Below are 22,734 nucleotides of genomic sequence, written 5' to 3'. Positions count from 1 at the left end.
TATTTCTCTATCCTTCAGTTTATCCGTTTCTTCCTCAAAAAGAAAGTTCTTCGGCATAAACTGAGCGATCGTCCCGGCTTGAAAGCGATATGGCAATTTTAGGACAAACCCCTTACAATAAAGGAAGATTGCACAAATCATTTCACGATCATGAGAGAAAGAGGGGAAAGACATGTCAGCCAAACGTAAGCCTCCGACCTTGCAGCAGAAAAAAGAAGAGGTTAATAAGAAGGCCATACTATGGATCAGCTCCGGCATCGCTCTTCTGATTATCCTGATTATCGTTCTGATTGTGATCGCCCAGCCTTAATCCAGCCAGTGATACACCTTGCCCGGGTTGGTCTGACCCTGGGTATGCTTGAGCTTAAAACGCTCTTTCGGCGTCCACAGGTCCTCGGGCAGGACCCCTTCCCTTATTTTCACGACGGTTCCCATCGGAACCAGGTCAAACAGCTCCTCCACATCCTCAGTCAGCATACGGATACAGCCCTCGGATTCGTTCGCGCCGATGCTGTCCACGTCCAGCGTCCCATGTATCGCGTACAGCGTATCGGAAAGCTGCATTCCCCGCGTGCCGTAGGGACCCTTCGTGGTTCCGTTCGGATTGACTACCTTATCGTTGATATGAAAATCACCCAGCGGCGTTTTCGCTCCGCCGAGCCCGACCGCATAATTACGCAGCAGGATGCCGCCGCTTACGACGGCCAGCCGATGCCGTTTCCGGTCAATGATGACCTGAAGCGGCTGTTCGAAAAAGGGATCACCGTCCGGCGAAGTCCCCCAATATCCAGGTTCCTCCAAGCTGTTCCCCGGCTGCCCCGGTTGCCCCTGACCGCCAGTTCCTTGGGATTGCTGCCGCATTAACGTTTCGAACATCTGCTCCATCGCTTTCGAGCGGCCGGACAGCCAATTGCTCGGGAACGGTTGCGTCAATTCATCCAAGCTTTTGGGCAGGCGGCCGTGCCGAGCCTTATACTGTTTGGCCGCTTCCTGCAGAACGGCCGTCTCTACCTGCAGATCGGCCCACTGCCCCGCGCTCCGCTTAAGCCTCGAACTGTCCGCAGGCTCGCAATCGCACTCTTCGGCTGCTCCCTCGTAAGGCTGAATAGCGATCGCGCCTTGATCATTCCGATGCAGACCGTATAACCGTTCCATGTCCCGGCTCCACAGCAGCCATTTGCCCGAACGCTTCATCCCCAGCGCAACCGACCAATTCGGCAGCTGCTGCGGATGCTGAAGCAATGAGGACAGCGGACCCGCGGAGTCCTTGCCTTGGCCGGAAGCAACGGCTGTGTACAGCGGTTCCTTGCGCGAATCCGGCTTCTCTTTGTTGAGCGCATTGGCGGACGCCGGCTCATGCGGCGGGAACAAAACTTCCGCAACATTCCCTGTAGCGGAGCCCGGCGCCTGGGCGGGCGGAAGGAAAACCAGCAGGAGCAGCACCAGCGCCGCTAGCAAACGCCGGGTCCTCTTTCGCTTGCGCTCTTTGTCCTTCTCCATCTCCAATAAGCGCTGCTCGTAATTTTTCCATATGTCGGAAGGGACCTGACTCAGCTCAAAGGCTTCGTAGACCCCTTCGGCTTTGTTGTAGCAGTAGTTCGCCTTGCCCTGCTCGCCGGCCTGCTCATACTCCTTGCCCAGCAGGTACCAGGCCATTTTATTATCAGGATGCGTCTCCACATATCTTTTGAGGTACAGCGAATTGTTCATTCGAGAGCCTCCTATAATGACATTTTTACCTCTATTATCCTGTATATCGGAATAAACGCTCCGATTATGTATGAGTCCCCGGATATGAAAAAACGCCCCCTGCCTTAGTCGGGCAGAGGACGTCGGTATGAGTTCAAGATGGAATATCAGGGATCGAGCGGAATTTGTTATTCTGCGTTAAACGGCTCGTCTGCAATCCGAATTGAATCTGTTGGGCAGCCGTCGCAAGCATCCAGCATGTCGTCATGCATATCTTCCGGAATTTCCGTTACCCCGCGGTTGTTGTCCCCGTCGAAAATAACTTCTGCCAGGCCTTCGTCGTCGTAATCGTAAATGTCGGGTGCCGTTGCGCCGCATGCGCCGCATGCGATGCAGGTATCTTTATCTACCCAAGTAAACTTCGCCATAGTCTCTCTTCCTCCTGTATATCTATAAACATCTTTATAAACATAGTATAAGCTGACGGTTCTGCCGCCACCATCTACATATATTAATACAATTGTTTTAGGAATACAAATAAATTTCCTAACATTTTCCGACAAAAATCGGCTGTACTTGCAGGCCAATGAGCTGTTCTGTGACGAACAAAAACGGCTAATCGCGATCTCGGTCCTGACGATCGGTATTTTTATTATCGTTCCCCAGTTCCCTTACAAAATCCATCTGTAAAGAAGTACCTCTCCGCTTATGATTGCGGATTAAGGACGATGGGTCATCGCCCAGCATGCCGGCGGTCAGTACCGCGCTCTCGCCGAATTTATTGCGCAGCTCGTCCATCACCCGGGTCAGCGACTCTTTCTTGGGCTGCTTCTCGTAGTCGAACAGGTCCAGCTGAATGGCGGATTCCTCCTTCGCCGTGAGCTGCTGCAGCGTGACGCCGAGCAGACGGAGCGGCTTGTCCTGCTTCCAATGCCGGTTATACAGCTCGCACGCTTCCCGGTAGATGTCCTCGGTATTTTCCGTCGGGATGGCAAGATGCCTCGACCTGGTGATCGTCTTCATGTCCGGCGTGCGCAGCGTAATTTGAATGCCGCTGGTCACCAAGCCCTGCCTGCGGAGGCGGCGCGCTACCTGATCGCTTAAGTTCAGCAGCACCCTTCTGGCCTCCTCAGCCGAGGTAACATCCTGCGGGAGCGTGGTCGTGTGTCCGATGGACTTGCTTTGTTCCCGCTCCGCGACGACCGGGGCATGATCGATGCCGCTGGCCGCTCGTTTCATCCATGACCCCATCACGCCAAAGGTCGAGGTCAGCAGGCTTTCGTCGGCGGCAGCCAGCTGCCCAATGGTCTGGATGTTCAGCTTGCGCAGCTTGTCGGCCGTCTTGCTCCCAATGCCGAACAGCTCCGCGCAGGGTTTGTTCCAAAGCACCTGCGGGACGTCCCGAATTCGCAGCACGGACAGCCCGTTGGGCTTTTTCATGTCCGAGGCCATCTTGGCCAGCAATTTATTGGGAGCAATGCCGACCGAGCACGGAAGCGACAGCTCCTCGCGGATGCGCTCCTGGATTTCCCGAGCGATATCCAGAGGGGTGCCGAACTGCTTCGAGCCGGTAATATCCAGGTAACATTCATCGATCGAAGTCGCTTCCAGCAGCGGCGTATAAGCATAAGCTATGTTCATGAATGCATTGGAATACTTGCGGTACAGATGGAAATCCGGCTGGATGATCATCAGGTCAGGGTAGATTCGCAGCGCCTGCCTCACGTTCATGCCGGTGCGGATCCCCAGCGACCTCGCCGCGTAGGAGCAGGTGACGATGACGCCTTTGCGCAGCTCGATGCTGCCTGCGACGGCCGTGGCTTTGCCACGATAGAGCTCCGGCTCCTCCGCCTCATGCACGGAGCAGTAAAAAGCATTCATATCCACATGCAGGATAACGCGGCCGCTGGCCGGATAATAATCGTCGATAGGTCCCACGCAGCATTCCTTCTTTCTCGGTACGGTTCTTCATAATTTATAGGGAATAGGGCAGCCCTATTATTTAAGGTTCGGTCTGAATGATGGTTACGGTACTTGAGGCAAATGGTGCCTCTTCCATTATACCGTTTTTAGAGATCGATGCCTGTATGATCTTGTCCGCGAAGCAAATCATGTACGCACGGCTGGCCCCGATTTAACGCCTCCAGCATACCGTCCGCCTTCGCAAGGGTCATGGATGGGCCCCTTGCGGGAAAAGTTTGTTTTACTCTGTTACTTTCCCGCAAAGAAATGCTATAATACAAAATTATAAACAATGCGGTCCAATCCCGGACACCCAAAGGAGGACATCATGTCTAAGTCCATTTCCATCTTTGATACGACACTTCGCGACGGAACCCAGGGCGAAGGAATCAGCTTGTCAGCGGACGACAAGGTCAAAATCGCCAAGAAGCTCGATGCTCTTGGTGTTCATTATATTGAAGGCGGTATCCCGGGAAGCAACAGCAAGGACATCGAATTTTTCAAAAGAGTCCAGGATCTCGGCTTAACCTCAAAAGTAACCGCTTTTGGCAGCACCCGGCGCAAAGGTTCCATTGCCGACCAGGATGCCAATCTGCTTCGCATTCTGGAATCCGGCGTTTCTGCCGCTACCTTGGTCGGGAAGTCTTGGGACTTCCACGTCCATACGGCGCTTCAAACGACACTCGAAGAGAATTTGGCCATGATTTATGATTCCATCGCTTTCCTGAAGCGGAAAGGCCTCGAGGTCATTTTTGATGCCGAGCACTTTTTTGACGGTTTCAAGAACAATCCGGAATATGCTGTTGCCGTATTGTCCAAGGCACGGGAAGCAGGCGCCGACTGGCTTGTCATGTGCGATACGAACGGCGGTAGTCTCCCGCACGAGATTTCGGACATTGTCACGTCGCTGACGGGTCCATTGCCTGGCGCTCCGCTCGGCATTCATACCCACAACGACTGCGAGCTTGCCGTTGCCAACACCCTAAGCGCCGTGCAGGCCGGTGTCCGGCACGTGCAGGGAACGATGAACGGATACGGGGAACGATGCGGGAACGCCAACCTGTGCTCCATCATTCCGAATCTGCAGCTGAAGCTCGGGTATGAGTGCATCGGTGACGACAACCTCCGCACGCTGACGAATACCGCACGGTATATCAGCGAAATCGCCAACGTTAACATGCCGGTTAACCAGCCGTATGTCGGCAACGCCGCCTTCGCCCATAAGGGGGGCATCCACGTTTCGGCGATCCTGCGCGATTCCAGAACGTACGAGCATATCGAACCGGAGAAGGTCGGAAACAAACAGCGCGTGCTGGTCTCCGAGCTCGCGGGGCAGAGCAATATCGTATCGAAGGCGCAGGACATGGGGCTTGACTTTGATCCGGCAAGCGAGCAATCCAAGCATATTATCGGTAAGATCAAGGATCTCGAGCATGAAGGTTATCAATTCGAAGGCGCAGACGCTTCCCTGGAGCTGCTTCTTCGGGAAGCGAACGGAGAGCTCAAGGAGCTGTTTACCTTCGAATCCTTCAAAATGCTGGTCGAGAAGTCGGCCGGACAGCCGGTCGTCTCCGAAGCCTTCGTCAAAGTCAACGTCGCCGGCGAGAGCATTTATACCGCTGCGGAAGGCAACGGTCCGGTCAATGCGCTCGATAATGCGCTGCGTAAAGCGCTGGTCCAATACTTCCCGACGCTCAAGGAAATGCATCTTGCCGACTATAAGGTGCGGGTGCTGGATGACAAGGATGCAACGGCAGCCAAGGTCCGGGTTCTGATCGAATCCAAGAACTTCGAGAATGCCTGGAACACTGTCGGGGTATCCAGCAATGTCATCGAGGCCAGCTGGGAAGCGCTGGTGGACAGTATGCGTTATGCGCTGCTCGGCCAGATTTCCCCGGAGCAAGTGCATGAGTCTGCGGCAAGGCAAGGCTTGGTAAATCATTAGGTTATGTCCAATATAAAAAGCGCGTATCCACCATGTTCAAGACATGGCGGCCGCGCTTTTTTTGGTTTTGTCAGCTGGCTAAGCAAACGATTAATTTATCAGCTTGGCCACCTTTTTACGAAGATCCTTGGGATCGGGAGCGCCCAGAATGATTTCCTGAATCACGCCGTTACGATCGATCAGCACGTTGGTCGGGAAAACCTGCCCTTTATACAGCTCCTCGAACACTTCTCCTTTCGTATCGAGAAGGATCGGGTATTGAAGGTTAAAATCCTGAACAAATTGACGCGCTTTCTTCGCATTGTCATACTTGGACACGTTCACGCCGTAGATTTCGAGCTCACTTGCATACTCTGCAGCCAACTTGTCGAGCTCCGGCGCCTCCTGCTTGCACGGCTCGCACCAGGATGCCCAGAAATTGACAAGCATTGCCTTATCGCGCGCTCCGCCGCCGGAATAGGACTTATCGTCCATCCCCTTCAAGGTAAAGGTCGGGGCAAGCAGGCCGGCTTTGGCCCCCGTCTCCGTCGGAAGCGGCTTCTCCTGCATGAAGACGGCCTGGATATCGTCGCCGGCTTGATTATAGACAACAGCGCCTGCTGCGATAAGAAGCAGGACGATAATGATGATGTTACGTTTCATAGGTATAGGTTCCTTTGCTAAACTTAGTTATAGAGGTTGTTCAAAAAGTCCGCTTTTGAACACGCACTTATAGTCCCTATTGTACCCTGAAACCCCGATCTTTCAAACACGCGATCGACGCCATCATAAGATCGGACCAATTATATGATCCAGGAGGCTTATACATGAACCCGTCTCACGCGTCCCTAGAGCGGCTTCTGCTGCGCGAGGCCGTCAAAGAGCATATGTCGGACCATATGCATCATCGTTTGCCGGAGGAAGCTTGCGGCGTCCTTATCGGGCATGCCGATGAAGCAAGCGAGTCCATAACCGTTACGCAATTTATTCCCGTAAAAAATACAGCGGAATTTCCGCTGCATTCTTTTCATCTGGACCCCGTTCAGTGGACTCGCTTGGTATTGGCTGAAAAAGGCATCGTCGGTTTATTTCACAGTCACCCGCATACCACGCCTGACCCCTCGGGCGAGGATCTGCTTCAGCTCCAATCCTTCGGCGGGTTGCTCCGGGTGTATGCTATTGCTTCTCCTGCAGTTCCCGGCGCCTCCGGCTTAAACGCATTGCAGCTCCATGCCTACAAAATTATCCGGAGTGAGGAAGAACGCGAATCCTTCAGCCAGCTGCCGCCAAGCTCCAAGTCGCTTCCGGGAAGGGCATTTTATTCCCTTGCCCCGGTCCCTTTTGCAATTCTAAAGGAATGACGAACTGGCGGACACCTCCAATCTCCAATCCCAATGCTACCCCTCGCTTAGATAGACGTATAAATCTCCTAGCGTGGTAGCCTGGCCGCGCGCCTGAATGTCTTTCATGTAATCGGCCCACAGCCGGGCGGTCATGCGCGCATCGGACAGAGCATGGTGCCTTCCCTCCACCGGAATGCCGCTGCTTCGCAGCAGCTCATCCAGACTGTAATCCTTCTGTTCGGGATATAACCTCTGCGCGAGCATCATCGTATCGAGCAGCCGATGCGTTAATCGAACCTTGGAGGTCTTCCACAAGGCGGCGTTCAAGAAACCCCGGTCATGCGCGGCGGCATGGGCAACAAGCACCCTCCCCCCTATAAAGGCCATGAAATCATGCAGCCCCTCCATTAAAGGCGGGGCTGCATCAACCATTTGCTGCGTGATACCCGTAAGCTCGGCAATGAATGGAGACACCGGGGCACCGCTGTTCACGATCATATGAAAGGTTTCATTCTCGATCACCTGCTCCCCGATGACCCGGATCGCACCGAAAGACAGTATTTCATCGCCGTGCTGATGGTTGAACCCCGTCGTCTCCAGATCGAACACGACAACCTCCAGCTCGTCCAGCGGGGTGCCCAGAACCTCCGGCCTCCGGTTATCCTTCATCTGGGATCGGATGAATGCCAATTGCTGGGCCGTCTGCGCCCCGCGCATGGAGGCGATGGCGGAATTGATGTTACCCGAACGAAGCGATCTCCAGAAACCGCCGTTCGATTGTACCGGTTCAGTCATGGGCTTCTCCTCTCCGCAAAACGATGCTCGCGCTGCAATGATCGGTGCACCCGTCTCACCACTCCAAGCGTATCGCGAAGCTCGTACTGCATGGTTTTGTTCTTGAGCTGCTCCTGCGGGATATACCCGCTGCTCGTAATCAGCCCGTCCTCCACTCGAATGGGCGTATCGTTTCTCAACCGAAGCGCCGTCAAAAAAGCGCGCTGCACGCTTTCCAGCAGCAGATTCCCGCCTTCAAGCAGCATCACCTTTTCCATGCGTTTTTGCGTCGAGGTTTCGATGATGCCCCGCTGCAGCGCCATGGTGCGTATGCTGTTCACCAGCGGAATATAAACGCCATACTTCACGTCAAACTCGCCGGCATGCTCTCCAAACCGCTCCGTCACGATTCGCCCCATGACATTCAGCGTTGCCTTATGCTTGACCGTATTTCGCAGCACGGCATGGCCGATGTCCGGATGCTGCTCGACGGAGCTGCGGAAATGGTCCACCCACGCCTCCGAAAGCTCGGTATCGCCCGATATATGGCGCAGGTCCGAAGCAATAATGAAGTTTCGTATCGGTTCCCACTGCCGGTCTCCGCACCATTCGCTGATCTGATTCTTCCAATCGCCAAGCCGCTTGCTCCATAATGGCTCGGAACACATCACTTTTCCGGAGCATTTCGGGTACCCGAGATATTCCAGCAGATTCGCCAGCCGAAACCCAAATTCCCGAAAGAAGGGGAGCGCCTCCTCTTCCAGCTCATCGCCAATGATCAAACCGTTGTCCTGATCGCTCCACAGCGTAGCTTCCTGCCTTCCGCAGCTGCCAAAAGCTACGAACGCATAACGCGCAGGAGGCCGGCCAAAGCCAGCCTCCCACATGTCCTGCTCACAGATTGCCGCGGCACGCTGTCCAATCAGATCGTGCATCGTATTCACGGATGCGATCCACTCTCTCAGCTCCATGTTACTGCGCATCTCGATGAGCTGGTTCTGACAAGCGATCCGTTCATCTCGTAATTGCTGGGCTGTTGCTGCTTTCCGAATTTCCGACAATGCCGGAAACAGATTTACGGATTTCAGAGGTTTCATGCCGCGGCCTCCTTCTGACTTGTTTCATGAACAATGATAATGGTGAGCTTCTTATAAAGCCGTGTCGCTACCGGGAACCGCCTTGCTTCCGGAACGAAACTCTGGAGATTTCCCTTCCGATTCCACCAAAAGTTTCATTTGCTCCGGATATCCGTAGGTTCCATGTTCACTGATATCAAGACCCATCAATTCCTCTTCCTCCGTTACGCGGATGCCCATCGTAACTTTCATGATATACAGAATGATGAACGAGATCACCAGAACGAATGCAAACGTGCCGATCAGACCCAGAAGCTGAACGCCGAGCTGGCCGAAGCCCCCGCCGTAGAACAACCCTTCCTTGCCTACGCCGGTGATTTCAACAAGCCTAGGAGCCGCGAACAATCCGGTGGACACGGCACCCCACATACCGGCAATGCCGTGTACGGAGAATGCATATACAGGATCATCGATACCTTTGCGGTCAAACCATTGCGCCGTAAAGAACGTAATCGTACCCGCTACGGCGCCGATCACAACGGCCGCCCAAGGCTCCACGAAAGCACAAGCGCCTGTGATGGCAACGAATGCAGCGAGAATACCGTTCAGCATGCTAGGAATATCCGCTTTGCCAAGAACCGCCCAAGAGATCAGCAATGCGGCCAGTGCGCCTGCCGCTGCCGCGATATTCGTATTCAATGCCACGAAACCGAAGAAACCGTCTGTGAGTGCCGAGATGGTGCTGCCCGGGTTAAACCCGAACCAGCCGATCCAGATGATGAATACGCCGAGTACGGATAAAACTTGATTATGACCCGGTATGCTGTTAGGCTTCCCGTCTTTATTATATTTGCCAAGTCGAGGCTTCAGAAGAATGGTAGCCACCAGTGCTGCTGTTGCGCCTGTCAAGTGAACGACCGTCGATCCGGCAAAGTCCTGCATGCCCAGAGCGCCGAGCCAGCCGCCGCCCCAAACCCAGTGAGCAACGATCGGGTAAATCACGATGGTGAACAGCAATCCAAACACGATATAAACGCTGAGCTTTGCCCGTTCTGCCATACCGCCGCAAGCGATCGCCAAGGATACGGCCGCAAAGGACAGATGGAACAGGAACATGATGGTCGTCGGCACATCGTATGCGGACAAGGAATCAAATGAGCCTGCTGCATTGTCTCCGCTTAAGAAAAAGCCTTCAAATCCGAAAAAGCTGTTGCCGTTACCGAAGGCTAGACCAAACCCTAGCGCCCAGAAGGCTACGATCGAAATGCCGAAGGTCAGAAAGGTCTTGCCTGCGACGTGTCCCGCATTTTTCATGCGTACCGAACCGGCCTCCAGCAGAGCGAACCCTGCTTGCATGAAAAATACGAGCAGCGCTGCCAAGAATACGAATACGGAGTTCAGACCAGCCGTCAATTCAACGTTCGTGGCTCCCCCATCAGCGGCGAACGCGCTCGCCGGGAATGCGAGTAGAGCGATTACTCCCGCCATTAAACCTAGCCATCTTTTTTTCATGTTTTACACTCCCCTTTGTGTTAACTAATATAACATAACCTTGAATTCTTATTGTCATTATAGGGGGGAGATTAAAAATCCGCAACGGTTTTTTTCAAAAAAAACTTCCTTTATGTAATATAATCTAACATTAAGTGCATACAGTGCAAATCGTTTAACATGATGCTCAGTGCAGAATAAACTAGGCTTCAAGGTTTTTTGTCACAACTATGACGTTTGACTGTATGGTTGAAGATCATGTATCATATTTCTATTAAAATGAAAATATAAATGCATTCATTAATGTCCAATTCAATGAAGGCTTGCGAGGTGATGAATGATGGGGATCACGAGCGGAAACCTTTTCCGGATCGGTGAGCTGGCCAAGGCTGCCGGAATCAGCGAAAGAACCATTGACTACTATACGAAGCTGGGTTTGATCTCCCCTGAAAAACGGACGTTAAAAAACTACCGGCTGTACAGTTCTGAAACCTTAAGCACTCTCGAACGTATTAATCAGTTGAAGCAAGAGAAATATACTCTCGATGAGATTAAGGAGAGACTGGATCGCTGGAAGTCGGTTGCCGATGATTCCGAAATGACGGAGAAGCTAACCAAACTCGAAATACAGATGAAACAGCTGGAACGGGATGTCAAGGAGCTCAACCCGCTTCTAAGCGAATTAAAACCCAGTCAAGCACGGGAGGTGCTCGCTAACATTCTTCCTAAGGGAGCTGCCTGTATCGAGTCGCTGCAAATTTTGCTGAACCAGTTCACTTCGATGTAATGATGCAACACCAAATTGACAACTTTGTATGGGGGTATGATAAATGTATTCTGACTGGATGTTTATACTCATTATTATTGCGTTTATATTCTCTCTCTGGGCTCAGTTCCGGGTCAAAGGCACGTTCAACAAATGGGCCAAGGTTGAAAACAGCACCGGCATGACCGGATACGATGCAGCGCGTCATATGCTGGATGCCAACGGACTCCATGACGTACCGATTGAACCGGTGCCAGGCACGCTCTCTGACCACTATGACCCGACCAAACGCGTAGTCCGGTTGTCGGAGCCTGTTTATTACGAACGTACCATCTCGGCCGTCTCCGTCGCTTGTCACGAGGTAGGCCATGCGATCCAGCATGCGGAGCACTATCCGATGCTCGTAGCCCGTCACAAGATGTTCCCGGTCGTTAACTTTGCATCCGGAATCGCTCCGTTTCTCTTGATTGCCGGATTCCTGTTCCAAGCCATGAACCTGGTCGGCCTCGGCATTATCTTCTTCTCTTGCGCCGTTGCCTTCCAGCTTGTCACGCTGCCGGTCGAGTTTAACGCAAGCAACCGTGCCCGTCAGCTGATGGTTCAAGAAGGCTATATTGCCAATGACGAAGAACGCGGAGTCGCTAAGGTATTGAACGCTGCGGCCCTGACCTACGTCGCTGCAGCTTTGATCTCGCTGCTCGAGCTGATCCGTTACATCATGATCTTTACGAGCAACCGCGAATAAACCCGTTTGACATGAAGAACAACGATAAAGGGCTTTCCTCTCTACCTTGATTGGCGGAGACGGAAAGCCCTCTTTTTTTATAATCACTTGATGATGTCCATCTTGAATTCTAGACTCTTAGAAGAAGAGAAGCGTCATTCCGCTTTCTCTTCCTTTTTCGGCGACGGATCAATGCCAAAATATTGAAGCAGAAACGCACGGAAGGCTTGCGCAACCGGTGGCAGCTTCTCGTCCGCGCGGTGAATCAGACCGATGGAACGCGTTACCTTCGGCTCCGAGATTCGGACGCGTGCCGGTTGAAGCGGATTCGTCTGGAACAGCGCCATTTCAGGTAGCAGGCTGACCCCCATGCCGGCAGCAACCAGCCCGCGGATCGTATCCGTCTCCTCGCCTTCAAAAGCAATTTTCGGCGTGAACCCGGCCTCCAGGCAGGCATGCCATACAATCGGGCGCAAGGAGTAGCCCTTGCTGAACAGCACAAAGCGTTCCTCCTTCAATTGCTCCAGCTTGATGGACTGCTCCCCCGCAAGCGGGTGATTCGGCGGCAGGATCGCAAACAGCTCCTCTGTCAACACGATATCTCCGTCCACTTGATCGTGGCGATCCGGAAACGGAGACACAAACGCCAAATCCACTTCAGCCCCGACGACGTCCCGGATCAAAGTCGGGAACATGCCCTGCTTAAACCGGAACTTCACGTTCGGGTACTTCTTCCGAAATTCAGCCACGATGGACGGAATCAAATGTATGCCCAGGCTGTGAGGGAAACCGATACGGATTTCCCCTTGCTCCGGGTCCAGGAATTCATGTATCTCGACGACCGCACGGTCCAAATCCTTCATAATGCTCTCCACCCGTTTGCAAAAAAGCTGGCCTACCGGGGTTAACTGCAGATTCCGGCCTTTTTGCATGAACAAATTAACACCCAGTTCTTCTTCCAACTGATGTATTTGACGGCTGACGGCCGACTGAGCCACATGAAGCTCTTCTGCCGCTTGGGTAACGTGTTCCTTTTGCGCAACCTTTACAAAGTATTGCAACTGTCGTAATTCCACGCCTTTTATCGCTCCATTCTTATTCCCTAGAAGACTTGAAGACTTTATCCAAATCATCCAATTCTATTATAACAGACCCTCTTAGGTCCGATTATGTTCGACGTTTGAATAATCGAATCATGAGACCGTAGAGGAAAAATCCGCCTACCAATCCGCCGACATGGGCTACAAGGCTGACCCCTGGGGTAAACGAGAACAAGATCCCCAATATAAGCAGGGTGAACAGCGTCTTGCGGGACGACTCATCAATGACATGCTGCTGGAACAAGGCGATGTACAGATAAGCGCCATAAGCTCCGTATATGGCTCCTGAGGCGCCTACAAGGAAGGTATAGTCCTCCATGCGCTCATAATAAGCCAATCCGATTACATTACCGAGAACACCGCTGAGCAGATATAGAATGGCAAATTTCCAGCTCCCCATGATTCTCTCCAGCGGGGGAACGAATACCAGCAGTGCGAAGCTGTTGAACAACAAATGGTCAAATCCGTTATGGAGGAACATCGCCGTAAAATATCTCCATGCCTGGTCGACGAACTGCGGCAAATCCGACAAAGCTCCATATTTCAGCAGCGTCATCGGATTCCTCGAACCGCCGTCAAAGGATGTGATTACAAACATCACCAGGTTGATCACAAGCAGCAGCGATGTAACGGGATAATAACGCAAATAACTTTTCCAATTCTCATAACGTACGAATATCATAGCATCCTCCTCATCCTAAACCAGGCCAGGGGTGCCCTTTAGTGGACATTCCCTTTTTAAAAAGATTATAATGTACCATGAACCTGATCACCAAACTTTGATATCCAAGGAGGAGATTTCTCATGGCTCAAGAACGTTCAGGAGCTGCCACTTTCAAGGGCAATCCTATTACACTCATCGGACCACAGCTCAAGGCTGGTGATGCCGCGCCGGATTTTACCGTGAGCAAGAACCTGCTCGAAGACGTATCTCTTAAAGATTATGCAGGTAAAATCAAGCTGATCAGCGTCGTTCCTTCCCTCGACACCGGGGTATGCGACGCACAGACGCGCCGTTTCAACGAAGAGGCCGCCGGACTTGGCGACGATGTCGTGATCCTTACGATCAGTGCCGACCTTCCGTTCGCCCAGGCCCGCTGGTGCGGAGCTGCAGGCGTTGACCGGGTCATTACGCTGTCCGACTATAAATCGCGTTCTTTCGGTGAAGCGTATGGCGTGCTCATCAAGGAGTTTCAGCTCGACATGCGTTCGATCTTCGTCGTGGATGCTAACGATACCATCACCTACGTAGAATACCTTGGCGAAATGACGGAGCACCCGAATTACGAAGCTGCCATCGATGCCGTGAAATCTCTGCGTTAACACGCCGAAGGCTACATATGCGGCACACCTTTAAAAAGCGGGAGAGCAGCTCTCCCGCTTTTTCTTATTCTACTAAGCATCCACTTTATACTTGCTCAGTTTTTTGTCCAGTACAGCGTACAGGTTCAAGATGACCCGGTAGTTCGCCCCCAGATCCCCAAGGGAACCGCGGGATGCCGAATACATGTCAACTGCGCTGCGAACCGGACTGATGCCGAGCACGGATACGGTAATGTCCAGTGTACGTCCAAAGGAGGTTCTTTTCTCTAACGTGATTTCTCCCACGGATTTTACCTCATGCAGAACTTTGTAACCCGGAATTTTTTTCAGTGTCGAGGAAACCTCTTCAAAACACTTTTCTTTTGAAAGATTGTAATAACGCGTCTTCAACTTGGGATCTTTAGCACGGTCGCTTGTGCCGTCATAGCTGCGCACGATACCGATTAGAACTCGTTTTAATGACAAAGACCGTTCCTCCTTTATAAATGACCGTTCCTTTCCATACTCTAGTTTAACATTGTTTATGCTTTCAGCAAACCTTTATATACAGCAAAAAGGCACCTCTTTCACTTCGAATTCGAAATAAAAGAGGTGCCCATTCATTGGCTTGACGAAACCCGCCTATGCCGTCCGGTAAACATTGTCTTCGAACCTGCTATAGCAGGTGGGTGACCGCAGAACCGCTTATGAATTCCCCTTGTCATATAGACAGGGCATTTCAGCCACGATTACGTATAGATCTCCCTAGACATCGTCATTGGTTCAAAACAACGGAAAACCGAAACGAACATCGCAGGATGTAGTCTTATTATAGGGGGTTTTGCCGGAAAAGTAAACCTCTCGTTATTTAAGGTTTCGATCCGTTCTCTCCCTTTTTGGCAGAATCCATGCTTTCCAGAAGAGCTTGCTCGGTTTCCGACTCCTCTTCCTCGGCCTTCTTCATTTTTTCCTGCTGCTCCTGCATTTTGGTAAAGGTCGCATAGAAGTTAAAGAACGCGAACAAGGCCATCAGGCAGAACAGGAAGAACACGAAGAGCACCGGCATTTGCGTGCCGATATACGCCAAGACAGCGCTTCCGATCAAAGTCGAAAATACGCGGAACGGACGAATCAGAGTCAGCAGCACCGCATTTTTTAGGAGCTGGGTCGTTTTCATCTCATAATGAACGGTCATGGAGAAGAAATTAAACAGGGAGACAAACAGTACAATGAGCAGCACCAGCATCACGATGCCGACAAGCTGGAAGCCATCGAGCTGCGTCATATAAACCGTGTAATCCACGTACATAATCACGAACAGCAGCGTATAAAAAATACCGCCGATCATGCTCTGCTTGTAATTTTCCTTATAACCCTTAAAGAACGTTTTGAACACGGACACGTCCGGATTGCCCATTACCCATTTCCGCACAACGGTAAATAAAGCCGCCGTAGCCGGAAATAAAACAAACGGTGATAATATTCCCAGGATCCAGTTCGACAGCAGCTGCTCGTTATGCGCTTCCGGCGTCTGAACGGCCATTAGGAATTTGGTTAGAACGATAAACAGGAAAGGCGATGTACAAATAACCCACAAGATGTTCGAAAAAGCAATACGGGTAATCCACTCGGTGAGCTTATATAAGCCACCCATGGCTCCTTTCATTTCCAAATCCGTTTCCTCCTCACTCAAATCATGCATGTATCTATTAATATACCTTATTTTGTACATGCATTGCCAGAGCCTAATTTATACGAACCTGGGTGTATATCCAATCCAGTGGCCCTGTTTCTCCATACGATATCACGTAATCCATTCAACAAGCTTGAATTTCCAAATTTAAAGAGGAGGGATTATGTATGTCTTGTGAAGGCGGAGGTTACGGCTACGGAAATAACGTTGGTATTGTCCTGGTTCTGTTCATCCTGCTTGTAATTATTCTCAGCACATTCTATATCTAATGTCTCCTTAGTCATTATCGTGAAACAGATGGGCTGATCATGGGTTTAAACTGCGCGGTTAAAGGGGATGCACTCAGGGTGCATCTTCTTTAACCATGGACAAAAAGACGAAGCGCGGCTCCACTTGGCGTGGGCTGCTGCTTCGTCTTTTGGTGTTTTTGGCAGATTACTCCCGGTAAAGGAAGTTAGCCGTTATTATTCGTCCCCGCTCCGGTTAGGACGACGCTCGCCGCCGCTGTAGGAACGCGGTTTGCGGTCACCGCTGTTGTTGCGGTCACGGTTGTAACCACCGCCATCGCGGTCACGGTTATAACCACCACCGCCGTCTCGGCTGTATCCGCCTTTGGAGTAGCCGCCACGGTTACCACCGCCGCCGCTTCCGCCGTCACGGCGATATCCGCCGCTGTTGCCGCGTCCGCCATAACCACCGCTAGGTTTGCGGCCATTACGGATATCCGGCTTCCGGCGTTTGGCGCGGATCGGATCCTCAGGGGTAAGGTGAATATCGGATGCTTCCTTCTTGTCGCCTGTCAGGATTTTCATTGCAGCTGCAAGCAATTGTACGGAATCGTACTGCTCCAGCAATTGAATGGCAAGACCTTTGTACTCGGTCAATTCCCCTTGCTCAATGATTTCAAGCACGCGCTCAGCGATGATGCGCTGCTTACCTTCGATCGCTTCGGCAATCGTTGGCAGCGGCTTGCGCGGAATACGGTGGCGCGTCACACGCTCGATGAAATACAGATGATCCATTTCACGCGGCGTGACGAAGGACCAGGCTGTACCTTCCTTGCCCGCACGGCCCGTACGTCCAATACGGTGTACATAGCTTTCCGGATCTTGCGGCAAGTCAAAGTTTACGACATGGGTAACGCCGGATACGTCGAGACCGCGCGCGGCCACGTCTGTCGCCACGAGCACATCGATGCTGCCGTCGCGGAATTTACGCATGACGGTATCACGTTGGTGCTGGGACAGGTCGCCATGGAGGCCATCTGCCGAATATCCGCGTTTTTGCAGGGCTTCTGCCAATTCGTCGACACGGCGCTTGGTACGTCCGAAGACAATCGCAAGCTCAGGCGACTCCATATCCAGAAGGCGGCTCAAGGCTTCGAATTTTTGACGTTCAGGAACTTCGATATATGCTTGGTCGATCAGTGGAGCACTAACGTGCTTAGGAATAACAGATACATGCTCAGGTTCGTTCAGGAACTGGGATGCCAGCTTCTGAATGTTAGGCGGCATAGTTGCGGAGAACAGCAAGGTTTGACGTTCTTCTGGAACCAGCTTGAGGATCGACTGGATGTCGTCCATGAAGCCCATGTCCAGCATTTCATCCGCTTCGTCCAGCACAACGGTTTGTACGTCATCAAGACGGATGGTTTTTCTGTTGATGTGGTCAAGTAATCGACCCGGTGTACCGATAATAATCTGAGGCTTTCTTTTCAAAGCGCGGATTTGACGCCCGATATCCTGTCCGCCGTAAATGGCCAAGGAACGGATTCCTTTGAAACGGGACAGCTTGCCGATTTCTTCTGCAACCTGAATGGCAAGTTCGCGGGTTGGGGTCATTACGAGAGCGACGATACGCTCTTCTTCTTTGGCGATTTTGTGGATAAGAGGTAGGCCGAATGCTGCTGTCTTACCTGTACCAGTCTGTGCTTGTCCAATCATGTCTTTTCCGGTGAGTGCAATCGGAATCGATTGGGATTGAATCGGTGTGGCTTCCTCGAAGCCAAGCTCAGTGATTGCTTGCAGCACGCGCGGCTCCAAGCCAAAATCTGCAAAATTTTTCAATAGGTTCATACTCCTTCTATCTGTGGACATCCACTTTCTTCTCTGTATTCTTAAGTAGTGGTAACGTTTATAGGCTTTCCCGGCCAGCAGGATTTTCTGCATGAGGTGAACCGGTATATTTCTCTTATCACCAGTATAAAAACTGGTTAATGTATAATCATCCTGATAAGCTTGCAAAGTTATCAATGTAACGGACTACTCAAGAATATCCAATACATTATATCACAAAACAATTCTGGAATACCAGCAAGCTTAAAGAAGTCATAATAACCGGGAGGTGATTCCTATGCTGAAGCGTCTATGGACCTATTTCTCAATCGTATTCGGGGGCATCGTTATCGCCGCCGGATTCAATCTGTTTCTGATTCCCCATCATCTGCTCAGCGGCGGCGTATCGGGCGTGGCCCTCGTGATCGGTTATTTCACGCCGCTTAATATCAGCATCATGTATTTTGTCCTCAACATTCCGATCCTGATCACCGGCTGGTTCAAGCTGGGCAAAAGGTTCGTCGGTCTCAGCATCCTCTCGGTTATCGTCACAACCTTGTTTCTGGAGCTGATCCCGGTGAACTCGGTCGCAACCGACATGCTGCTGTCCTCGGTTTTCGGCGGCGTGCTTGTCGGGTTCGGCACCGGCCTCTCCTTTCGGGTCGGCGGTTCGACCGGGGGCTTCGATATCATCGGCTCCCTGGTCACGAAATATCGGGACTTCCCCGTCGGCAGCGTGCTGGTGACGCTGAACGCCATCGTCATCATGGCTGTAGCTTATCTGGAGCAGGACTGGAACCTGGCCCTCGCTTCCATGGCCTCCATCTATGTTGCCGGTAAAATGGTGGATATGCTTCACATCAGCCACATCAAGGTGACCGTCTTTATCGTGACGAACCGGACGGAGGCCTTGCTGGAGAAGCTGCTCAAGCGCCCCCGCGGCATAACCAAGATCAAAACCCAGGGAGCTTTCAGCCATAAAGAGAAGGATATGCTCATGACCGTCACGACGCGATATGAGCTGGCTGAGCTGAAGCAAATCATTACGGAAACCGACCCCGAGGCTTTCGTCAATATCGTGGAAACGACGGCCGTCATGGGGCAATTCCGCAAGAACTAAATATTTACCAGGTGTGAGGGAGCGGTAAATTTGTGGTATAATATTAGTGCGCGGTTCCTACAATATTCATGAGATCTGATTCCCGGGCGAACGCTCAGGCCCAATTTTAATTGTTTTTCCGTTTTACAAAAGAACGTCCTGCCTAACCAATTCGGAAGGAAAGGGTGATTTTTATGGAAATGGAAACGGTAAAATTGTCACAAATCGTCATGAAGTGGTTCCCGGAAATGATACCGTTCTTCAGACAGAACGAATTGAATTCCATGATCGTTCTTAGGGACGGGCTGAGTATTCTGGAGCAGGAGGACGCTCTTGAGATCATTCAGTTCAGCATTTGCGAGCATCAGAATCAAACTCCGCTTCATTAATTTTAAAGCAACACGCGATCATTGCACGACAAATGCCGTTCTTCTCCGGTCCAGGTAAAATCCACCGGTGAAAAACGGCATTTTTTTATGAGAAACTGTGAATTCTATAGGCACGTCATTACCCGTTAAGCAGCAAAAGGCCGCATGTAACCGCTATCTATCTTCTTTTCTGTTTCTAATCCGACTTGTTACTCCCCATGTTCACACGTTGTTCACGGTAAACTTGCCGCTAATGTCGAACTTTAGCGTTTAAAACGCCCTTCACCCGTTTAATGAACTAGGTACGCTCGCCCACCGTTTCCAATTTATTGTCGTTTGTAACAATCCTGTTCTTTTTGAAGGCAACCGTTCCTTTATAATCATGATGTGAATGTACACAAGGGAGAGAGTAATTATGAATATCATCTTGGCTTTATTCATCTTGGCATCCGCGGGTTTAGGCAGTTCCAGTCCGCAGGAAGGCAATCTTACCGCCAAACTTCAGGCCTCATTAAACACCGCCATGATCCAAGGCATGCACCAAAACAACAGCCAAGGCCACGGCCAAACCGAGGGCAAAGGCCAGGGGCAAAGCGGCATCAAGCCGAATACGACGGCAATCGATCCGCAGGTCGACGCGCCTAAAGTCAAGGGCATTTATGTAACGGCTTATAGCGCAGGTGGCTCCAGAATGAATCAGCTGGTGGATCTTTTGGACAACACCGATCTCAATGCCATGGTCATTGACATCAAGGATGATGAAGGATACATAACGTACAAGACCGATAATCCTAAACTGAAGGAGCTCGGCAAATCCCAGCCGTTTATCAAAGACATCAAGCAGCTGATGAAGCGGTTGGAGAAACACGATATCTATCCGATCGCCAGGGTGGTAGTGTTCAAGGATACCATACTCGCCAAGAAAAACCCGGAGCTTTCCTTCCGTAAAAGCGACGGCACCGTATGGACCAACGGCGGCGGCGACAGCTTCGTCAACCCGTACAGCAAAGAGGTATGGGATTACAACATCGAGATCGCCAAAGAAGCCGCCAAACTCGGATTCAAGGAAATCCAGTTCGATTATGTTCGTTTTCCGGAAGGTTTCGAGAAACGGGCCGATTCCCTGAAATATACCAAGACGGATCAATCGCGCGTGGACGTGGTATCCGATTTTGTGCAGTACGCCCGGGAAGAACTCGCGCCGCTCGGCATCCGCGTCTCCGTTGACATCTTCGGCTATGCGGCCTCCGTGCCTGCGGCAGAAGGCATCGGGCAGGACTTCGTGAAAATCTCCAAAAACGTCGATATCATCAGCCCGATGGTATACCCGAGCCATTACACGGCGGGCTGGTTCGGCTCCCCCGTTCCGGACAAGGCTCCTTACCAGACGATCAAGGGATCCATGGAAGACACCCACAAGAAGCTCGATGAGCTGGGAGAGCAGAAGCCTATCATCCGGCCTTGGATTCAGGACTTTACCGCCAGCTGGCTCGGAAGCGGAAACTATGCCAAATACGGCAAAAAGGAAATCGAGGAGCAGATTCGCGCCCTCAAAGACACGAACGTCGATGAATACTTACTCTGGAATGCTTCCAACCGTTATACGGAAGGCGTCACTCATAAATAATCACTCATTCGTTTGGAAAGGGTCGGCCATCTTTTATGGCTGGCCCTTTCTTCCGTTTGAACGATGGTGAACCCCTCTCTTGACAGCCAATGCTATGATGAAGATTAGGGCCGGACTTCCGGCCCTGAACAAGCAAGCTGACGCACCCCGATTCAAACGCTGGTTGAGTTACGGCTTGCCGCTCAATAAGCCCGTTATTGTACCGCTCAGGGCAGGGTCCTACAATATAGGGACAGCGTCATAAAACTTCAACGAAAGAAAGGCAAATCACAATGCAACCGACCACTACAACACGGGGAAAGCTGAAACAATTCGCGATCATTCTCATCCCCATTCTCGTAACGCAGCTTGCTTTATCGGCCATTACTTTTTTTGACACCAATATGTCGGGAAAATTCAGCTCGGTCGACTTGGCAGGCGTAGCCATCGCTACAAGCATTTGGATTCCGGTCCAAACCGGACTCAGCGGAATTCTCATGGGGATCACCCCCATCGTTTCGCAGCTCGTCGGCGGACGACAGGAACAAAAAGTCGCCTATCAGGTCAACCAGGCGCTCTGGCTGTCCGTCTTACTGGCCATCGTCGTCCTTGCGATCGGGTATGCCGTCGTACCGAGCATTCTTGGTGCCATGAACCTGGAGCCTGAGGTTCGGCGGATTGCTTCCCATTTTCTTGCCGCCATCTCGATCGGCATCATTCCGTTGTTTGCCTACACCGTGCTTCGCAGCTTCATCGATGCGCTCGGGCAAACGAAAATTTCGATGGTCATCACGCTGATCACCCTCCCGGTGAACGTAGGCTTGAATGCCCTGTTGATCTATGGTTATTGGGGCTTTCCGCGATTGGGAGGCGTAGGTGCCGGCCTGGCGTCCGCCATTACCTATTGGACGGTTCTGGCGATCGCCATCGTCATCATCCATAGAAATCACCCATTCTCTCCATTCGGTATCTTCAGGCAGCTTCGGGGAGTATCCCTGAGCGCTTGGAAGGGCTTGTTAAAAATCGGCTTGCCGATCGGGTTCTCGATTTTTCTCGAGACCGCGGTCTTCGCCGCGGTGACTTTGCTCATGAGCAGCTTTGACACGGCTACCATTGCCGCGCATCAGGCCGCCTTGAATTTCGCTACGACACTGTACATGCTGCCGTTAAGCATATGCATGAGCTTAACCATTCTTGTAGGCTTTGAAGCCGGCTCGGGCCGGATGAAGGATGCCTGGAAGTACGCCAAGCTCGGCATCGGCACGGCCGTCATCCTGTCGCTGATCACAGCTGTCGTCCTGTTTATGGCCGGCCGCCAGGTTGCCGGTTTATATTCCAACGAGCCTGAGGTCGTGGCGTTGATCCAGCATTTCCTGCTGTTCGCGATTTTCTTCCAGATCTCGGACGCGATCGCCACGCCGACCCAAGGAGCGCTGCGAGGCTACAAAGACGTTAACGTCGCTTTTATGCTCGCATTTCTATCGTTCTGGGTCATTGGCCTGCCTGTGGGATACGTGCTTGCCAACTATACCGATTGGCAAGCCTTCGGCTACTGGATCGGGTTGATCACGGGTCTTGGGGTAGGCGCGGCCCTGATGCTTATGCGCCTGGTCAAAGTCCAGCGCAAGTTCGCTGGCCAGGCAAAGGCAACGTCCTTATCCGCATCATAAGACAACGGACCGCATTTCGCGGAAGTTGTTATCGCGACATCAGGATGGTCTAACATTTATACTAAAAAAGACCGTCTCCAAGCAGAATGGATT

23 protein-coding genes and 1 other RNA gene are annotated in these 22,734 nt (G+C 51.8%); 11 read left to right on the top strand and 13 right to left on the bottom strand.

Annotation, left to right across the window (positions count from 1 at the left end; all coding sequences use genetic code 11):
- Positions 1-172: 172 nt before the first annotated feature.
- Positions 173-310, top strand: coding sequence for a hypothetical protein (locus JNUCC32_RS02955; protein WP_015736685.1), 138 nt, complete (start codon positions 173-175; stop codon positions 308-310).
- Here JNUCC32_RS02955 and JNUCC32_RS02950 read toward each other — a convergent pair.
- From JNUCC32_RS02950 to JNUCC32_RS02940, 3 genes are all read right to left on the bottom strand, one after another.
- Positions 307-1,710, bottom strand: coding sequence for a L,D-transpeptidase (locus JNUCC32_RS02950; protein ID WP_192571034.1), 1,404 nt, complete (start codon positions 1,708-1,710; stop codon positions 307-309). The genes JNUCC32_RS02955 and JNUCC32_RS02950 overlap by 4 nt on opposite strands.
- A 167-nt stretch (positions 1,711-1,877) precedes the next feature.
- A complete protein-coding gene (locus tag JNUCC32_RS02945) occupies positions 1,878-2,117 on the bottom strand; it encodes a ferredoxin (RefSeq protein ID WP_009594795.1) in 240 nt (79 codons plus the stop codon).
- Positions 2,118-2,304: 187 nt separating this feature from the next.
- Entirely contained in the window at positions 2,305-3,627 is a 1,323-nt protein-coding gene (locus tag JNUCC32_RS02940; protein ID WP_096776050.1) for a DNA polymerase IV, read from the bottom strand.
- Between the two features lie 352 nt (positions 3,628-3,979).
- Here JNUCC32_RS02940 and cimA point away from each other — a divergent pair, with 352 nt between their 5' ends.
- Positions 3,980-5,596 (top strand): citramalate synthase, encoded by a 1,617-nt coding sequence (cimA, locus tag JNUCC32_RS02935; RefSeq protein ID WP_015736688.1) that lies wholly within the window; start codon positions 3,980-3,982, stop codon positions 5,594-5,596.
- 90 nt (positions 5,597-5,686) lie between these two features.
- Here cimA and JNUCC32_RS02930 read toward each other — a convergent pair whose 3' ends face one another.
- Positions 5,687-6,238: a TlpA family protein disulfide reductase gene (locus JNUCC32_RS02930; protein ID WP_096776051.1), complete on the bottom strand. Its 552-nt coding sequence runs from the start codon at positions 6,236-6,238 to the stop codon at positions 5,687-5,689.
- A 164-nt stretch (positions 6,239-6,402) separates the two neighbouring features.
- On the opposite strand from JNUCC32_RS02930, the gene JNUCC32_RS02925 reads away from it, so the two are divergent.
- Entirely contained in the window at positions 6,403-6,936 is a 534-nt protein-coding gene (locus tag JNUCC32_RS02925; protein ID WP_192571033.1) for a M67 family metallopeptidase, read from the top strand.
- Between the two features lie 36 nt (positions 6,937-6,972).
- Here JNUCC32_RS02925 and JNUCC32_RS02920 read toward each other — a convergent pair whose 3' ends face one another.
- From JNUCC32_RS02920 to JNUCC32_RS02910, 3 genes are read right to left on the bottom strand one after another with little or no spacing between them, the layout of a single operon-like run.
- The gene (locus JNUCC32_RS02920; RefSeq protein WP_015736691.1) at positions 6,973-7,713 is read right to left on the bottom strand and encodes a 3'-5' exonuclease; all 741 of its coding nucleotides are present in this window, start codon (positions 7,711-7,713) and stop codon (positions 6,973-6,975) included.
- Positions 7,710-8,789 carry a DUF294 nucleotidyltransferase-like domain-containing protein gene (locus JNUCC32_RS02915; protein ID WP_192571032.1) on the bottom strand — a complete coding sequence of 360 codons (1,080 nt, stop codon included), beginning with the start codon at positions 8,787-8,789 and terminating at the stop codon, positions 7,710-7,712. The genes JNUCC32_RS02920 and JNUCC32_RS02915 overlap by 4 nt, the downstream gene beginning before the upstream one ends.
- Positions 8,790-8,840: 51 nt before the next feature.
- On the bottom strand, positions 8,841-10,280 hold the full coding sequence (locus JNUCC32_RS02910) for an ammonium transporter (RefSeq protein ID WP_096776053.1): 1,440 nt from the start codon (positions 10,278-10,280) through the stop codon (positions 8,841-8,843).
- Positions 10,281-10,596: 316 nt separating this feature from the next.
- Between JNUCC32_RS02910 and JNUCC32_RS02905 the strand changes: the two genes are divergently transcribed.
- Both JNUCC32_RS02905 and JNUCC32_RS02900 read left to right on the top strand, forming a co-directional pair.
- A complete protein-coding gene (locus JNUCC32_RS02905) occupies positions 10,597-11,046 on the top strand; it encodes a MerR family transcriptional regulator (RefSeq protein ID WP_009594823.1) in 450 nt (149 codons plus the stop codon).
- 43 nt (positions 11,047-11,089) lie between these two features.
- The gene (locus JNUCC32_RS02900) at positions 11,090-11,770 is read left to right on the top strand and encodes a zinc metallopeptidase (RefSeq protein ID WP_009594846.1); all 681 of its coding nucleotides are present in this window, start codon (positions 11,090-11,092) and stop codon (positions 11,768-11,770) included.
- A 134-nt stretch (positions 11,771-11,904) separates the two neighbouring features.
- Here JNUCC32_RS02900 and JNUCC32_RS02895 read toward each other — a convergent pair whose 3' ends face one another.
- Positions 11,905-12,825 carry a glutamate biosynthesis transcriptional regulator GltC gene (locus JNUCC32_RS02895; protein WP_009594790.1) on the bottom strand — a complete coding sequence of 307 codons (921 nt, stop codon included), beginning with the start codon at positions 12,823-12,825 and terminating at the stop codon, positions 11,905-11,907.
- Positions 12,826-12,916: 91 nt separating this feature from the next.
- Positions 12,917-13,531 carry a rhomboid family intramembrane serine protease gene (locus JNUCC32_RS02890; protein WP_096776054.1) on the bottom strand — a complete coding sequence of 205 codons (615 nt, stop codon included), beginning with the start codon at positions 13,529-13,531 and terminating at the stop codon, positions 12,917-12,919.
- Between the two features lie 122 nt (positions 13,532-13,653).
- Here JNUCC32_RS02890 and tpx point away from each other — a divergent pair, with 122 nt between their 5' ends.
- Positions 13,654-14,172, top strand: coding sequence for a thiol peroxidase (tpx, locus tag JNUCC32_RS02885; RefSeq protein ID WP_009594784.1), 519 nt, complete (start codon positions 13,654-13,656; stop codon positions 14,170-14,172).
- 72 nt (positions 14,173-14,244) lie between these two features.
- On the opposite strand, the gene JNUCC32_RS02880 is transcribed toward tpx, so the two are convergent.
- From JNUCC32_RS02880 to JNUCC32_RS02870, 3 genes are all read right to left on the bottom strand, one after another.
- Positions 14,245-14,637: a DUF1499 domain-containing protein gene (locus JNUCC32_RS02880; RefSeq protein ID WP_006211699.1), complete on the bottom strand. Its 393-nt coding sequence runs from the start codon at positions 14,635-14,637 to the stop codon at positions 14,245-14,247.
- Positions 14,638-14,782: 145 nt separating this feature from the next.
- Positions 14,783-14,974: non-coding RNA, 6S RNA (gene ssrS / locus JNUCC32_RS02875), on the bottom strand.
- A 45-nt stretch (positions 14,975-15,019) separates the two neighbouring features.
- Complete coding sequence (locus JNUCC32_RS02870; protein WP_015736695.1) at positions 15,020-15,823, bottom strand: YesL family protein; 804 nt, start codon at positions 15,821-15,823, stop codon at positions 15,020-15,022.
- A 188-nt stretch (positions 15,824-16,011) separates the two neighbouring features.
- Here JNUCC32_RS02870 and JNUCC32_RS02865 point away from each other — a divergent pair, with 188 nt between their 5' ends.
- Positions 16,012-16,113 carry a hypothetical protein gene (locus JNUCC32_RS02865; protein WP_015736696.1) on the top strand — a complete coding sequence of 34 codons (102 nt, stop codon included), beginning with the start codon at positions 16,012-16,014 and terminating at the stop codon, positions 16,111-16,113.
- 195 nt (positions 16,114-16,308) lie between these two features.
- On the opposite strand, the gene JNUCC32_RS02860 is transcribed toward JNUCC32_RS02865, so the two are convergent.
- Positions 16,309-17,910 (bottom strand): degradosome RNA helicase CshA, encoded by a 1,602-nt coding sequence (locus JNUCC32_RS02860; RefSeq protein ID WP_192571031.1) that lies wholly within the window; start codon positions 17,908-17,910, stop codon positions 16,309-16,311.
- Between the two features lie 286 nt (positions 17,911-18,196).
- Between JNUCC32_RS02860 and JNUCC32_RS02855 the strand changes: the two genes are divergently transcribed.
- The 4 genes from JNUCC32_RS02855 to JNUCC32_RS02840 all read left to right on the top strand — a co-directional run bounded on the left by JNUCC32_RS02855 (position 18,197) and on the right by JNUCC32_RS02840 (position 22,641).
- Positions 18,197-19,018, top strand: a complete 822-nt coding sequence (locus JNUCC32_RS02855) for a YitT family protein (protein ID WP_192571030.1) — start codon at positions 18,197-18,199, stop codon at positions 19,016-19,018.
- A gap of 173 nt (positions 19,019-19,191) precedes the next feature.
- Positions 19,192-19,386, top strand: coding sequence for a hypothetical protein (locus JNUCC32_RS02850; RefSeq protein ID WP_006211704.1), 195 nt, complete (start codon positions 19,192-19,194; stop codon positions 19,384-19,386).
- A gap of 394 nt (positions 19,387-19,780) precedes the next feature.
- Positions 19,781-20,992, top strand: a complete 1,212-nt coding sequence (locus JNUCC32_RS02845; RefSeq protein WP_015736698.1) for a putative glycoside hydrolase — start codon at positions 19,781-19,783, stop codon at positions 20,990-20,992.
- 272 nt (positions 20,993-21,264) lie between these two features.
- Positions 21,265-22,641, top strand: a complete 1,377-nt coding sequence (locus JNUCC32_RS02840; protein WP_096776058.1) for an MATE family efflux transporter — start codon at positions 21,265-21,267, stop codon at positions 22,639-22,641.
- Positions 22,642-22,734 lie beyond the last annotated feature (93 nt).

Origin of the sequence: Paenibacillus sp. JNUCC32 (assembly GCF_014863545.1) — a bacterium.
In the GTDB taxonomy this organism is placed as follows: Bacteria; Bacillota; Bacilli; order Paenibacillales; family Paenibacillaceae; genus Paenibacillus_AQ; species Paenibacillus_AQ lautus_A.
The sequence above is the reverse complement of the archived record's forward strand: the minus strand, read 5'-3'. Positions and strand labels throughout refer to the sequence as shown.